Source organism: Kitasatospora sp. NPDC092948, assembly GCF_044754805.1.
Lineage (GTDB): Bacteria > Actinomycetota > Actinomycetes > Streptomycetales > Streptomycetaceae > Kitasatospora.
The window spans coordinates 144,601-159,084 of sequence record NZ_JBIVPU010000004.1; the positions used below are offsets into that span (position 1 = coordinate 144,601).

Consider the following 14,484-nt stretch of genomic DNA (forward strand, 5'->3'; position numbering starts at 1 on the left):
ATTCACCTCGCTCGTGTCCGGCGTTCATGCCTCGGAATCCGTGCATCCTCCGGGAGTCGAGACGGTCTCCTCCGGCCAATGAACGCTCCGGAAGGCTCAGACCGGCATGGGACAGCCGAGATTCCTCATCGTCAGCACACCGCCGCGGCCCGACCGGGTCGACAGCGGCACCGTCTGGCGGCTCCTCGGAGCGAACAATCGACACCTCGGGCAGAGCGAGCGGCGGTTCGCCGCCACCGCCGACTGCCTCGCCGCGATCGGCGACCTGCAGCGCGACCTCGACCGGGCCCGCCCGGTGGTGGCCTGCGTGGAGCACGGGCAGCTCTGGCGCTGGCGGCTGGAGGTCGACGGCGCTGCGGTGGCCGGCTCCACCCGCGCCTACCGGCGGCAGCGCGAATGCCAGTACAGCCTGGGTCTGTTCCTGGCCGGCGCCCGCTCCGCCGAACCCAGCCCGCGTCCGCCGGTCGCGCTGCCCCGGCAGGTCGCCGCCCCGCTGCGGCCCCTCGCCCGCCCGCTGCTGCGCCGGAGCGGGGCATGAGCGACACCGTTTCCCCCGTCGCCGCCGACGCCGACGCCGACATCGCGCGACGGGTGCGGCCGTCCGCCCGGTCCGGGTTCGGCGACCGGCTGTTCCTGGTCTGGACCCGCGCCAGCGGAGGGTTCGTGCTGGCCGTGATGCTCGGCGTCGGCGGCTACCTGGCCGTGCGGGCCGCCCGCGCGCTGCGCACCGCCGGCTGGTCGTTCCTCACCGTGGAGAGCTGGAACCCGGACGGCGGGCGCGGCCAGTTCGGCATCGCCGCCGTGCTGATCGGCACCGTGCTGGTCGGCGGCATCGCGGTCTGCCTGGCGCTGCCGCTGGCCCTCGGCAGCGCGCTGTACATCAGCGAGTACGCGCCCCGGAAGCTCAAGCGCACGCTGGTCGGGCTGGTCGACCTGATGGCGGCGGTGCCCAGCGTGGTCTACGGCGTGTGGGGCTTCGTGCTGCTGCAGTACAAGATGACCGGCATCGCGCGCTGGCTGGCGACCTACCTGGGCTGGTTCCCGCTGTTCTCGGTCGGCGGCGACGTCGACGTCCACGACCCGGTCACCCCGCCGCTGGTCTACACCGCCTCCAGCCTGATGGCCGGCACCGTGGTGGCCTTCATGATCACCCCGATCATGTGCTCCATCATGCGCGAGGTCTTCGACCAGGCCCCGGCCGGCGAACGCGAGGGCGCCTACGCGCTCGGCTCCACCCGGTGGGGCATGATCCGCTCGGTGGTCCTGCCGTTCGGGCGTGGCGGCATCATCGGCGGCACCATGCTCGGCCTCGGCCGGGCGCTCGGCGAGACGATCAGCGTCTACCTGATCCTCTCCATGCACTTCGAGATCCAGCCGCACATCCTGCAGACCGGCGGCAGCGCCGTCGCCCCGCTGATCGCGCTGCGCTACGGCGACTCCAGCGACTTCTCGATCTCCGCGCTGATGGCCGCCGGCCTCACCCTCTTCCTGCTCACCCTGGTGGTCAACTTCGCGGCGGCCGCCGTGGTGGCCCGCAGCCGATCGGGGGCCAGCTCGTGACCACCGCAACTCCCCGCCGCACCACCGTCGTCGACCGCGCCGCGGCCGCGACGCGGCCCGACGGCCCGCGCCGGCGCACCGGCGGCCGACGCGCCACCGACCGCTGGGCCCTGTGGGGCAGCCTGGCCGGCGCGATCGCGCTCAGCGGCCTGCTGTTCCAGCGGATCGCCCCGTTCAGCGGCGCCGTCGGCTTCGTGGTGGTCAGCTGGCTGTGCTTCCTCGCGCTGTACGCGCTGGTGCTGCGCGACGAGGGCAGGCTGGCGGTGCGCGACCGGTTGGCCGCCGCCGTGGTCCACTCCGTCGCCGTGCTGCTGCTGAGCATCCTGGTGTGGCTCGTGGTGTACGTCTTCTGGCACGGCTTCACCGCGCTGCGGCACCTCAACTTCTACACCCAGGACCTCTCCGAGGCCGGGCCCGCCGACCCGCTCGACCAGGGCGGCGCCCTGCACGCCGTCGTCGGCACGCTCAGCCAGATCGCGCTGTCGCTGGCCATCACCGTCCCGCTCGGCCTGTCCTGCGCGGTCTTCCTCAGCGAGGTGCCCGGCCGGTTCGCCCGCCTGGTGCGCACCCTGGTCGAGGCGATGACCGCGCTGCCCTCGATCCTGGCGGGCCTGTTCATCTACGCGGTGCTGGTGATCTCGCTGGGCTTCCCGCGCTCCGGCCTGGCCGCCGGCGTCGCCCTGTCGGTGATGATGCTGCCGATCCTGATCCGGGCCTCCGACGTGGTGCTGCGGCTGGTCCCCGGCTCGCTCAAGGAGGCCTCGTACGCGCTCGGCGCCGGCCGCTGGCGCACCGTGTGGAGCGTCACCCTGCCCAGCGCCCGGTCCGGCCTGGCCACCGCGATCATCCTGGCCGCCGCCCGCGGCATCGGCGAGACCTCCCCGGTGCTGCTGTGCTCCGGCTACACCAAGAACCTCAACCTCGACCCCACCGACGGCGCCCAGGCCTCGCTGCCGCTGATGGCCTTCACGCTCATCAAGCTCCCCTCCGACCTGCACAGGGCGCGGGCCTTCGGGGCCGCCGCCGTGCTGCTCGCCCTGGTGCTGCTGCTGTTCCTGATCGCCCGGCTGATCGGCGGGCGCGGCCCGGGCGAGCTGACCGGCCGTCAGCAGCGGCGCCGTCAGCTGCGCTCGTACCAGGACCTGCGGCGGATGAACCCGCCGCGGCCGACGGACCCGCAGCCGCAGGCCGCATCCATGACGAACCGAACCGCCCGAAAGGCCCCCGTGTCCAGGAGCGCGCTCTCCCGCACCCTCACCCTGCTGACCGTGCTCGCGCTGGCCGCCGCCTCGGCGGTGCTCGGCGCCGCGCCGCGCGCCGCGGCCGACAGCTACCAGCGGATCTCCGGCGCCGGCTCCACCTGGAGCTCCAACGCGGTGGACTCCTGGGTCAGCAACGTCCGCCAGTACGGCATGACCGTCGACTTCGACGCCCAGGGCTCCAGCTACGGCCGCAACCAGTTCAAGAACGGCGCCACCGACTTCGCGGTCACCGAGATCCCCTACGGCCTCAACGACGGCGGGCAGTTCGACTCGCCGCCGCCGTGGAACTACGCCTACCTGCCGATCGTGGCCGGCGGCACCTCGTTCATGTACAACCTGAAGATCGGCAACACCCGGGTCACCAACCTGCGGCTCTCCGGCGAGTCGCTGGCCAAGATCTTCACCGGGGGCATCACCCGGTGGAACGACCCGCAGATCCAGAGCGAGAACCCGGGTCTGAAGATGCCCGACACCCCGGTCCGCCCGGTGGTCCGCTCGGACGGCTCCGGCACCACCGCGCAGTTCACCACCTGGATGAGCAAGAAGCAGAGCGGCATCTGGGACGACTACTGCCGGCACACCCCGCGCAACGCGCCCTGCGGGATGACCTCCTTCTACCCGGTGCCGTCCGGCTCCAGCTGGCAGGCGCTGAGCACCTCGGTGGCGGTCGCCAACGCCGTCGCCAACGACGCCAACGTCGGCGCGATCACCTACGTCGAGTACTCGTACGCGCTCAACTCCCGCTTCCCGGTGGTCAAGATGCTCAACGCCGCCGGCTACTACGTGGAGCCCAACGGCAAGAACGTGGCGGTCGCGCTCAAGCAGGTGAAGATCAACCCCGACCTCACCCAGCAGCTCGACAGCGTCTACGACGCCGCCGACAGCCGCGCCTACCCGCTCTCCTCGTACTCCTACATGGCCGTGCACACCGGCGAGAGCAAGACCTTCACCGCCGCCAAGGGCAAGACGCTGGCCGCCTTCGGCTACTACTTCCTGTGCGAGGGGCAGAAACAGGCCGACGGGCTCGGCTACTCGCCGCTGACACCCAACCTGGTGCAGTCCGGCTTCGAGCAGCTCGCCAAGGTCCCCGGCAGCGAGGCCCGCCCCTTCGACGCCGCCAAGTGCACCAACCCGACCTTCGGCCCGGGCGGCAGCAACCCGTACGCGGACAGCGCCGACAAGCCGCAGGACTGCGACAAGCAGGGCTCCACCACCCAGTGCGCCACCGGCACCGGCGGCAACAAGAAGACCACCCCGACCTCCGGCAACGGCTCGGGCTCCGGCAACGGCAACGCCGGCAAGACGGGCGGCGCCGGCGCGGGCTCCGGAGGCGGGGCGGGCTCCGGCGGGGCGCCGGGCGCCGGGTCCGGCGGGGGAGCGGCGGGCGATCCCGCCGCGGGCGGCGGCGCCGGGGACGGCGCAGGCGGCTCCGGCGGTGCGGACGGCGACCCGGCGGGCAGCGGCGGGGGATCGTCCGGGCAGCAGTACACCGCCGACTCGGTGGCGATCGCCGGGGGCGCGGGCTCCGGGCTGCGGTACACCCTGATGGCGCTGGCGGGCGGGCTGCTGGTCGCGCTGATCGTGCTGCCCCCGCTGGTCGCCGGGCGGACGGCGCGCACCGCGGGCGGCTTCGTCCCGGCGGGCGGTTCCGCGCCGGCGGCGGCTCCGGTGCAGCAGGTCCCGCAGCAGGCGGCGTCGGCCGACGCGCCGACCGCCGTGCTGCCGAAGGCCGTGGACGGGGAGGAGGGCCGATGAGCGGGCGAGGCTTCGCGGTGAAGCGGGCGGTGCGCACCGTCGGCGTGCTGGGGCTGGTGCTGGCGGCGGCCGGCGGGGTGGTGCTGTCCCGCGACCCGGGCGCGCCGCCGGTGCGGGTGGCCGACGCGCAGGGCGCCTCCCCGCGGATCCCGGTCGACCCGGTGACCGGCGGACCGGTCGGCATCGACCCCGTCAACACCCCGTCCACCGGCGGCAGTTCGGGCAAGGCCGGCGGTACGGGCGGGCAGGCCGGGAGCCGGACGGCCGCAGCGGCCACCGCGGCCGAGGCCGGCACGGACGCCGTCACCGTCTCCGGGAGCGGCGAGTTCGCCGACCTCAGGGTGACCGTCTCGCAGACCACCCACCTGGTGAACCAGGTGGTGACGGTCAGCTGGAGCGGCGGAAAGCCGACCTCGCCCAGTCCGATGGTGTTCGGCCAGAACTACCTGGCCCTGATGCAGTGCTGGGGCGACGGCGACGGTCCGGACCGCACCCAGTGCCAGTACGGGGCGACCAAGGGCGACAGCCGGGGCGGCGCGTACGTGCCCAGCAGGCAGCTCAACTACGGCGCCTTGAAGGACCCGGCGGAGAAACTGCCGGAACGCACCGACAACCAGAACCAGTACGTGCCGTTCCGCTCGGTCACCGGCGACCCGGAGGAGACCCAGGGCAGCAGCCAGTTCTACGACGTGCAGTCCACCAACGAGGTGCCCTTCGCGCCGACCGGGGCGGACGGCACCGGGCAGGTCTTCTTCGAGGTGCAGACCGGCATGGAGGCGGCCGGACTCGGCTGCGGGGAGACCCCCAAGGGGCAACCCGGCCCGTTCGCCGAGGGCCGCAGGTGCTGGCTGGTGATCGTGCCGCGCGGCGGTCTGGAGGTGGACGGCAGGCCCCCGGTCGGCCAGTCCGGGCAGTTGCAGTCCTCGCCGCTGTCGCAGACCAACTGGGACCGGCGGATGGTGGTGCCGCTGCACTTCGAACCGGTCGGCCTGTCCTGCCCGATCGGCGCGGCCGAACGCGCCACCGCCGGCACCGAGGTGGCCGCCGAGACGGTGTGGCGCTGGCAACCCGTGCTGTGCCGGCAGGCCGGCGGGATCTTCAGCTACACCCAGATCACCGACGACCTGGCGCGCGCCCGGCTCACCCGCGGTGACCCGGGCCTGGTCTTCGTCGGCGCCCCGCTGCCCAAGGCCGAACAGGCCGAGGGTCGCACCCCGGTGTACGCGCCGCTGGCCGTCTCCGGGCTGGCCGTCTCCTTCAACGTGGAGAGCCAGTCGTACTCGAAGACCCCGCCCGAGATCCGGCAGCAGGACGGGCGGCGGATCACCGACCTCAAACTGACGCCCCGGCTGGTGGCCAAGCTGCTCAGCCAGAGCTACCGCTACTCGGTCAACCCGGGAGACCCGACGATCCCCGAGGGCAACCCGCTGGACCTCACCTCCGACCCGGAGTTCCTGGAGCTCAACCCGCAGTTCGCCGTCCTGTACTTCCCGTCCCGGATCGCCGAGATCCTGGTGCCCTCCGGCGAGGGCGACCCGGCCCGGATGCTCTGGCAGTGGGTGCTCGCCGACGCCGACGCCAGGGCGTTCCTGAGCGGGCGGGTCGACCCCCGGTGGGGCGACCGGGTGAACCCGGAGTTCACCCTCGGCAAGGTCGAGATGCCGCGCTCCAACTACCCCAAGCCGGACGGCTACTGCCTGGCCTTCCCGGACGACCCCGACCACCGCCCGGAGTGGTGCAACCTGGACGGCCACCCGTACGCCGGCTCGATGCGCGAGGGAGCCCGCAGCACCGCCCGCGGCGACACCCTCGCCAGGTCGGTGTGGGACGCCACCGCGCTGCCGCCCGCGTTGAAGAAGGCCGCCCCGCAGGCCCAGGGCCTGCGCGGGGTGCTCGCCGTCACCACCACCGCCCAGGCTGCCCGCTACGGCCTGAACACCGCCCAACTGCGCAATGCCGCAGGCGAGTTCATCGCACCCGACAACCGGTCGATGCTCGCCCAGGCGGCTGCTGTGCCGACCGGCGAGGTGGGCGCCCCGATCGTCGACCCGACCGCCGCGGTGCCCGGCGGCTACCCGCTGACCACCATCACCTACGCCGCCACCGTGCCCAGCGCACTCGACCGGGACGCCGGCAAGTCCTACGCCGCGCTGCTGCGCTACGCGATGGCCGGGGGACAGCAGCCCGGCGTCGCCGCCGGACAGCTCGCCGAAGGCTACGCGCCGCTCACCGAGCCGATGCGCCGACGCGCGCTCGCGGCGGCCGACGCCATCGAGCAGAAGGCCGGCGTCCCCGAGGACGCCGCCGTCCCGGAACCGCAGCCCGGGACCTCGCCGAACACCGGCGGCGGCTCGACGGGCGCCGCCGGCGGTACCGGGACCACCGGCTCCGGCCCGGTCGGTGACGCCGAAGCCCCGGCCGCGCCGGCCCCCGAGCACACCCCGACGGTGCTGGAGCCCGCCGCGCCCGCGGCCGCCGTCGGCCGCACCGACCGCACCGACGTCGGCGTGCTGCGCCACCTGCTCGGCGGGGCGCTGCTGACCGGGCTGCTCGCCGCGCTCGCCGCGGCCGCCGGACCCAGGGTGCTGCGGCGGCTGCGCCGCTGACGGCCCCTCGGCAGCGGCGACCGCGCCGCTGACGATCCCCCGGCAGTGGCGGCTGCGCCGCTGACGACCCCTCGACCACCCGCACCCCCCCTCCCGCACCACCTCAGGCCCCACCAAGCCGGAGCCCGGCTCCGTGCTGCCCGGAACCACACCTTTTGTGTCGCTTCGCACCGTTCCGCACCCGAACAAGGGGATTCACGCCCATGAACGCGCAGACCAAGCGCAAGCTCGCCAAGGCCGCCACCGTCGTCACCGGCCTCGGCCTGCTGATCGCCGGCACCGGCACCGCCCAGGCCGACCCGAACGGCACCCCGCTCTACCGCCAGCTGGCGGGCGTCGGCTCCGACACCACCCAGGGCGTGATGAACGCGATCGCCGGCACCGTCACCCTGAACGGCCAGAAGGTGATCGGCTCGTACGACGCCACCGGCAGCGCCACCATCACCACCAAGGCCAACTCCGCCTGCCAGGGCCTGGCCCGGCCGAACGGCTCGGGCGCGGGCCGCACCGCCCTGGTCAACGAGCTCAACAAGGGCAACGGCTGCGTCGACTTCGCCCGCTCCTCCAGCCTCAGCCTGGGCGCCGTCACCCCCGGCCTGACCTACGTCCCGTTCGCGGTGGACGGCGTCACCTACGCGGTGTCGGCCGGCTCCTCGCTGCCGCTGGACCTGTCCACCGCCGACCTGCACGCCATCTACACCTGCGACCCCGGCTACGTCGGCACCGGCCCGAACTACGCGGTGCGCCCGCTGCTGCCGCAGGCCGGCTCCGGCACCCGCAGCTTCTGGGAGTCCGTGGTCGGCATCACCGAGGCCGACGTGACCAGCGGCAAGTACCCGTGCGTCTCGGACACCAAGGGCGGCAAGAAGATCGAGGAGCACGACGGCCGCGTGCTGGACACCAACTCGCTGGTGCCGTTCTCCATCGCCCAGTACATCGCGCAGTCCTCCGCCACCATCGCCGACATCCGCGGCACCGCCCAGCTCGGCAACATCAACGGCGTGCCCTCGCTGCTGCTGAACGCCGGCTCCGCGGCGACCCGCGACGTCTACAACGTCATCCCGACCTCGAAGGTCGGCGCCAGCCCGTGGAGCGACGCCTTCGTCGGCTCCAACTCGCTGGTCTGCCAGCAGTCCGCGCTGATCAAGCAGTACGGCTTCGGCCTCAACGCCAACTGCGGCGACACCTCCCGCACCACCGGCTGACCCCGCTCGACCCTCCACCAGCGAAAGGCACCTCCGTCGTGAGCACCCGCATCACCCGCACCGTCGCGCTCGGCGCGGCCACCCTGCTGGCCGCCGGCAGCGCCACCGTGCTGTCCGCCGCCTCGGCCGCCGCCGCGGACAGCCCGGTCATCGGCACCGCCACCGTCAACCCCGGCAGCGGCACCGACACCGAGCTGATCAATCTGATCACCTCCGCCACCTGCCCCGGCGGCACCAACCTCCAGGCCCTGGTGTTCGGCCAGGGCTTCCCGGCCGCCGGCTACGGCGTCACCCCGAACGCCGCGCAGTCCATCTACCCGGCCGACGCCCAGGGCCGGATGTCGATCCCGCTGAGCGACACCATGGCCTCCTTCGCGCAGAAGAACGGCTTCAGCACCCTCAGCGGCAAGTACGAGTTCCACGTCCGCTGCCAGGCGAAGATCGGCCAGACCTACTTCGGCGACTTCGTCGGCGCGATCTGGTTCACCTCGGCCACCGCCTACACCAGCACCGACCCGAGCGGCCCGACCCAGAGCGCCACCACCACCACGCTGACCGCCACCCCGAACGGCTCCGCCACCGCTGGCAGCGAGGTCACCCTGACCGCCGCCGTCAGCCCGGCCGCCGCCGGCACCGTCCAGTTCACCGACAACGGCGCCCCGCTGGGCGCCCCGGTCGCCGTGGCCGGCGGCAAGGCCGTGCTGAAGACCGGCGCGCTCACCGAGGGACAGCACAGCCTGACCGCGGTGTTCAGCTCCACCGACGCGGCGTACACCGGCTCCACCTCGGCCGCCGTCGCCTACACCGTCAGCCCGCGCGGCGCCGCCGCCACCAGCACCTCGCTGGTGGTCTCCCCGGCGGGCTCCGCGCCGGCCGGCACCGCCGTGAAGCTGTCCGCCAACGTGGCCCCGGACGCGGCCGGCACCGTGCAGTTCCTCGACAACGGCGCCCCGATCGCCGGCGCCTCGCAGACCCTCGCCGCCGGCGCGGTCGCCGAGACCACCCTGAGCACCCTCGCCGAGGGCGACCACGTCTTCACCGCCGCCTTCACCCCGGCCGACGCCGACCGGTTCGCGGGCTCCACCTCGGCCGCCGTGCCGTTCACCGTCACCGCCGCGAACAACGGCGGCGGCAACCCCGGCGGCGGCACCACCCCGTCGCCGACCTCCGAGACCATCACCACCACGGTCGCCCCCGGCGCCCTGGTGATCAGCGTCGCCGGGACGAACGTCACCCTGCCGCCGCTGACCCTGAACAGCGACTCCACGCGGTTCGCCGCGGCCGGCCCGATCCAGACCGTCACCGTCACCGACACCCGGGCCGGCGCGCCCGGCTGGTCGGTCAGCGGCCAGGTCGAGAAGTTCACCTCCGGCAGCAACGAGATCAACGCCCAGAACCTCGGCTGGGCGCCCAACCTGGTCTCCAAGGGCGACGACCTCAAGGTCACCCTCGGCGGCTCCGTCAACCCGGCCAACGCCGTCGGCTCCGGCGACAGCGGCGCGCTCGGCCTCAAGTCCTCCCGGACCCTGGCCACCGCCACCGGCCTCGGCACCGCCAAGCTCGGCGCCGACCTGACCCTGCTCGCCCCGACCTCCACCCTGCCGGGCACCTACCAGGGCGTGCTCACCCTGACCGCGATCTGACGCCCCGTCCGACGCGACACCCGGCCGGGCCCGCCGTTCGGCCTGACCTGCCGTTCGGCCCGACCCGCCGTCCGGTCCGACCTGCCGTTCGGCCTTCATCCGGAGGCCGCCGGGCCGTCACCCGGCGGTCGGGCCGCCCTGGCGCAATCGGCACACCACGAACACGGAACCCTTACGGCGCAGCCGTGTTCGTGGCCCGAACCGCACCGGGGCGGCCCGACCGCCAACCCCGTTCAGCACCGCTACCCGAGGACGAACCGCCGATGCGCCGATGGCTCCTGGCACTTCTCCCCGCCCTGCTGCTCCTGCTCGGCGCACCGTCCGCGCACGCCGCACCGCGGACCGCGCCCGCCGACGCACCCTCGGCGCAGACCTTCGGCATCCAGCCCGCCACCGCCACCGACCCCGACGGACGCGGCAGCTTCGGCTACTCCGCCACCCCCGGCGCGATCGTCAAGGACCACCTCGCGGTCTGGAACTACAGCGACCAGCCGCTCACTCTGCGGCTCTACCCCGCCGACGCCTTCAACACCGACACCGGCGGCTACGACGTGCTCCCCGAGGGCAAACCCTCCACCCGGGCCGGGAGTTGGCTGCGCACCGCGGTCGACTCCGTGGAACTGCCCGCCCGCAGCCGCCAGATCGTCCCGTTCACCCTCGCCGTGCCCGCCGACGCCACCCCCGGCGACCACGCCGCCGGCATCGTGCTGGCGCTGCGCCAGGAGAACAAGGACGCCAACGGCAACGTCGTCGCCGTCGACCAGCGGGTCGGCACCCGGGTCAACGTGCGGGTCTCCGGCGACCTGCGGGCCGAACTGTCCGTCGAGGACGCCACGGTGGTCTACCACCCCAGCCTCAACCCGCTGGACTCCGGCCGCAGCACCCTCACCTACACCGTCCGCAACACCGGCAACGTCCGACTCGGCGGCAAGCAGGCCGTCCGCGTCACCAACGCCTTCGGCTCCACCGCCACCGGCACCGCCCCCGCCGACCTGCAGGAACTGCTGCCCGGCAGCGCCGTCACCTACCGGGTGCAGGTCACCGGCGCCTACCCGACGCTGTGGGGCACCGCCGGCATCACCATCGACCCGCTGCCGGTGGCCGGCGACCGCGATCCCAACCTGCACAGCACCGTCCACAAGAAGCGCTTCGCCACCGTGCCCTGGGCCCTGCTGGCGATCCTGCTGCTGCTCGCGGCGCTCGGCTGGCTGGTCCTGCGCCTGCGCCGCCGCGAACGCCGCCTCGCCGCGCTGCGCCCCGCCGCCGCGCCGGTCGCGGTCACCGCCGCACTGCTCGCCGTCCTGACGATCGGTCAACTCGACGGCGCCGGACCGGCCGCCGCCGCCGACCCGATCGCCCCCGGCACCCTCGCGTTCGACTACGCCACCGGCCACGACGACGACGCGATCGACCTGCTCACCGACGGCCAGTGCCCGCATCCCGGCGCCGACTACCTCGCGGTGCGGATCACCGGGCCCGGCTTCCCCGCCGAGGGCGCGCCGCTGACCGGCACCACCGCCACCACCGCGTACCGGCCCGCCGGCAACGGAGGATTCGTGATCCCGCTCGCCAACACCCTGCGGGTGGTCGCCAACCGGGCCGGGGCCGGCCAACTCGGCGGCGACTACACCGTCACCGCCAGCTGCCGCGGCAAGGTCGCCCCGGCCTCGCTGCGCGACTTCACCGGCACGCTCAGCTTCACCACCCCGACCACCTGGAGGGCCGGCGCGGTCGCCCCCGAGGGCGTCATCCACGACGCCGCCGCCGACCCCGCCGCACCGCCCGCGACCAAGCCCGCCACTGCGACCGCGACCGCGCGCGCCGACTCTGGCGCCCCGCTCGCCCCCTGGTTCGCCGCAGCCGGCGGCCTGCTGCTGCTCGGCGCCGCCGCCGTCCCGCGACTGCGCAGGCGCCGACGGCGGCCGGAGAACGCCGAACCGGACGTGGTGGACGCGATGAACGCGCTGGAGGAAGAGGAGACGGACGGGCTCGGCGCGGCAGGCCCGGCGGACGGGCCGAGTGGGGCCGAGGACAGGGCCGGGTCCGCCGACAAGGCCGGGGTGGGTGCCAAGTGACGCTCACCACGCCGCCCCCCGCGTCCGCGCTGCCCGCCGCACCGGGTGCACCCGTCGCGTACCCGGCCCCGGGCCTGCCGGCCGCCCGCCCCGCGCGCCGTCCGCGCGTCCTGCCGGACCGCCCGCAGCTGATCGGTGCGGCGCTCACCATCGTCGCCGCGCTGCTGATCGGCCTGGTGCTGGAGCTGGGCCCGCTCGGCGGCCTCAAGCACCTGCGCGACCACCAGACCGGCTACGCCGACCTGCGCGAGAGTCTGGCCACGGGCACCACCCCGATCGGCCAACTCGACGGCGACGGCAAGCCGGTGGTGCCCGGCACCCCCGTGGCGCTGCTGGAGATCCCGCAGCTCGGGCTGACCGAGGTGGTGCGCGAGGGCACCGCCGGGGGAGTGCTGGAGCTCGGCCCCGGGCACCGTCGTGACTCGCCGATGCCCGGCCAGGCCGGCACCGCGGTGCTGCTCGGCCGACAGGCCGGCTACGGCGGTCCGTTCGGCGGCCTCGGCAATCTGCGCGCCGGGGAGACCTTCACCGTCACCACCGGCCAGGGCGCCAGCACCTTCCGGGTGTTGGAGGTGCGCCGGGCCGGCGACCCGCTGCCCGCCGCGATCAAGCCCGGCGCCGGGCGGCTGGTCCTGGTCACCGGTGCGGGCCCGCGCTTCGGCCCCAACGGCACCCTGACGGTGGACGCCGACCTGATCTCCGAGGTCCGGCCGAACAACCGGAGGCCGATGTCGCCCGGTGCGCTGCCGAGGAGCGAGGCCGCGATGGGCACCGACGACGGCGCCTGGATGCCGCTGGTGCTGTGGGGCGAACTGCTGCTGCTGGCCGCCGTCGCGCTGGCCGTCGGCTGGGCCAGGTGGGGTCGCCGCCCGACCTGGATCGTCGGCCTGCCGGTGCTCGCGGCGGTCTCCCTCTCGGTGGCCGACGAGATCGCCCGGCTGCTGCCCAACCTGATCTGACCCGGACCGCCGGAGCCCGTCGGGCCGTCGGAGCGGCGGAGCCGCCGGAGCGCCGGAGCCCGTCCGCTGCCGCCGCCCTCACCCGTATCGACCGCGTATCGACCTGCGGTCAACCCCGCGTACCGACCCCGCGTACCGACCCTGCAAGGAGCGCTGGATGACCAGCACCGAACCGCTCGCCCTCACCGCGTCCGTCCTCCCGCCCGGTGCGCCCAGCCCGGCGGGGACGCTCGACGCCCGCGCGATCTCCGCCTGGTTCGGGGAGCGCAAAGTGCTGGAGCAGGTCTCGCTGGAGATGCCGGCGGGCCAGGTCACCGCGCTGATCGGGCCGTCCGGTTGCGGAAAGTCGACCTTCCTGCGGATTCTCAACCGGATGCACGAGCTGATCCCGGGTGCCACCCTGGCCGGCGAGGTGCGGCTGAACGGGTCGGACATCTACGACCCCGCCCGACGGCTCACCGAGGCCCGCCGCGACATCGGCATGGTGTTCCAGAAGCCCAACCCGTTCCCGGCGATGTCGATCTACGACAACGTGCTGGCCGGGTTGAAACTCACCGGCATCCGCGCTTCCCGGGCCGAGCGGGACCACCTGGTGGAGGAGTGCCTGACCAAGGCGGGTCTGTGGCGCGAGGTCGCCGACCGGCTGCGCCAGCCCGGCGGCGCACTCTCCGGCGGACAGCAGCAACGCCTGTGCATCGCCCGCTCATTGGCGGTGCGCCCCAAGGTGCTGCTGATGGACGAACCGTGCTCGGCCCTCGACCCGACCTCCACCCGGCGGATCGAGCAGACCATCCGGGAGCTGGTCCACGAGGTCACCATCGTGATCGTCACCCACAACATGCAGCAGGCCCACCGGGTTTCCGACCAGTGCGCCTTCTTCCTGGCCGAACAGGGCACCCCCGGCGGCATCGTGGAGCACGGACCGACCGAGGCGATGTTCACCGCCCCGGTGGACGCGCGCACCGCCGACTACGTGAACGGCCGCTTCGGCTGAGGTGCGCGCTGCCCGCCGCTGTCCGCCGCCGCTGTCCGCCGCCCGGCGGTCGGGCACCCGTCGGTCGGGCACCCGTCGGTCGGCGGACAGCGGCGGTCAGGCGCCTTCGCGGAGTACCAGGCTGACCAACTCGCGCTGGGAGTCGGTCAGTTTGGGGTCCGCGCAGTGGACGGTGCGGCCATCGACGGTGATCTCGTAGTGGAAGCCGTCGGGCACGCCGTACGCGGGCGTGCGCAGGCCGCCGGCCATCGCCTCGCGTGCCAGCGCGTGCACGTGCGGGGCGTCCGGGCGCTCCGCGGTGTCCATCTCGGCATACCGGAGCAGGCCGGCGAACCCGCCGGTGCGGGTGACCTGGATACGCATGGATGTCAGTGTGCAGCCCGGCGAAGGGGTTTGCCGAGGCTTTTCACCAACTTGCCGCACCG

The 14,484-nt window shown here is 74.0% G+C and carries 10 protein-coding genes; 9 read left to right on the forward strand and 1 reads right to left on the reverse strand.

Going from position 1 to position 14,484, the window contains the following annotated elements; genetic code table 11:
- Positions 1-106: 106 nt before the first annotated feature.
- The 9 genes from ACIQF6_RS14210 (at position 107) to ACIQF6_RS14250 (ending at position 14,059) form a co-directional block, all read left to right on the forward strand.
- Positions 107-538 (forward strand): hypothetical protein, encoded by a 432-nt coding sequence (locus tag ACIQF6_RS14210; protein WP_400894162.1) that lies wholly within the window; start codon positions 107-109, stop codon positions 536-538.
- The gene (pstC, locus tag ACIQF6_RS14215) at positions 535-1,560 is read left to right on the forward strand and encodes a phosphate ABC transporter permease subunit PstC (protein WP_400894164.1); all 1,026 of its coding nucleotides are present in this window, start codon (positions 535-537) and stop codon (positions 1,558-1,560) included. The genes ACIQF6_RS14210 and pstC overlap by 4 nt, the downstream gene beginning before the upstream one ends.
- Positions 1,557-4,577, forward strand: coding sequence for a phosphate ABC transporter permease PstA (gene pstA / locus ACIQF6_RS14220; RefSeq protein WP_400894167.1), 3,021 nt, complete (start codon positions 1,557-1,559; stop codon positions 4,575-4,577). Before pstC ends, pstA begins: the two co-directional genes overlap by 4 nt.
- Positions 4,574-7,183 (forward strand): hypothetical protein, encoded by a 2,610-nt coding sequence (locus tag ACIQF6_RS14225; protein WP_400894169.1) that lies wholly within the window; start codon positions 4,574-4,576, stop codon positions 7,181-7,183. Before pstA ends, ACIQF6_RS14225 begins: the two co-directional genes overlap by 4 nt.
- A gap of 203 nt (positions 7,184-7,386) precedes the next feature.
- The gene (locus tag ACIQF6_RS14230) at positions 7,387-8,388 is read left to right on the forward strand and encodes a hypothetical protein (RefSeq protein WP_400894171.1); all 1,002 of its coding nucleotides are present in this window, start codon (positions 7,387-7,389) and stop codon (positions 8,386-8,388) included.
- A 38-nt stretch (positions 8,389-8,426) separates the two neighbouring features.
- Complete coding sequence (locus ACIQF6_RS14235) at positions 8,427-10,031, forward strand: Ig-like domain-containing protein (RefSeq protein ID WP_400894173.1); 1,605 nt, start codon at positions 8,427-8,429, stop codon at positions 10,029-10,031.
- Between the two features lie 263 nt (positions 10,032-10,294).
- Entirely contained in the window at positions 10,295-12,106 is a 1,812-nt protein-coding gene (locus tag ACIQF6_RS14240; RefSeq protein WP_400894175.1) for a hypothetical protein, read from the forward strand.
- Positions 12,103-13,065, forward strand: a complete 963-nt coding sequence (locus ACIQF6_RS14245; RefSeq protein ID WP_400894177.1) for a sortase domain-bontaining protein — start codon at positions 12,103-12,105, stop codon at positions 13,063-13,065. Before ACIQF6_RS14240 ends, ACIQF6_RS14245 begins: the two co-directional genes overlap by 4 nt.
- A 157-nt stretch (positions 13,066-13,222) precedes the next feature.
- Positions 13,223-14,059: a phosphate ABC transporter ATP-binding protein gene (locus tag ACIQF6_RS14250; RefSeq protein ID WP_400894179.1), complete on the forward strand. Its 837-nt coding sequence runs from the start codon at positions 13,223-13,225 to the stop codon at positions 14,057-14,059.
- 96 nt (positions 14,060-14,155) lie between these two features.
- Here the strand turns inward: ACIQF6_RS14250 and ACIQF6_RS14255 are convergent, their stop codons facing one another.
- Entirely contained in the window at positions 14,156-14,422 is a 267-nt protein-coding gene (locus tag ACIQF6_RS14255) for a protealysin inhibitor emfourin (RefSeq protein WP_400894182.1), read from the reverse strand.
- Between the last annotated feature and the right edge of the window lie 62 nt (positions 14,423-14,484).

Bases quoted from the DNA above. Each gene is read 5' to 3' on its own strand.
- ACIQF6_RS14210 (WP_400894162.1), top strand. From the start codon at position 107: ATGGGACAGCCGAGATTCCTCATCGTCAGCACACCGCCGCGGCCCGAC.
- pstC (WP_400894164.1), top strand. From the start codon at position 535: ATGAGCGACACCGTTTCCCCCGTCGCCGCCGACGCCGACGCCGACATC.
- ACIQF6_RS14225 (WP_400894169.1), top strand. From the start codon at position 4,574: ATGAGCGGGCGAGGCTTCGCGGTGAAGCGGGCGGTGCGCACCGTCGGC.
- ACIQF6_RS14230 (WP_400894171.1), top strand. From the start codon at position 7,387: ATGAACGCGCAGACCAAGCGCAAGCTCGCCAAGGCCGCCACCGTCGTC.
- ACIQF6_RS14240 (WP_400894175.1), top strand. From the start codon at position 10,295: ATGCGCCGATGGCTCCTGGCACTTCTCCCCGCCCTGCTGCTCCTGCTC.
- ACIQF6_RS14250 (WP_400894179.1), top strand. From the start codon at position 13,223: ATGACCAGCACCGAACCGCTCGCCCTCACCGCGTCCGTCCTCCCGCCC.
- ACIQF6_RS14255 (WP_400894182.1), bottom strand. From the start codon at position 14,422: ATGCGTATCCAGGTCACCCGCACCGGCGGGTTCGCCGGCCTGCTCCGG.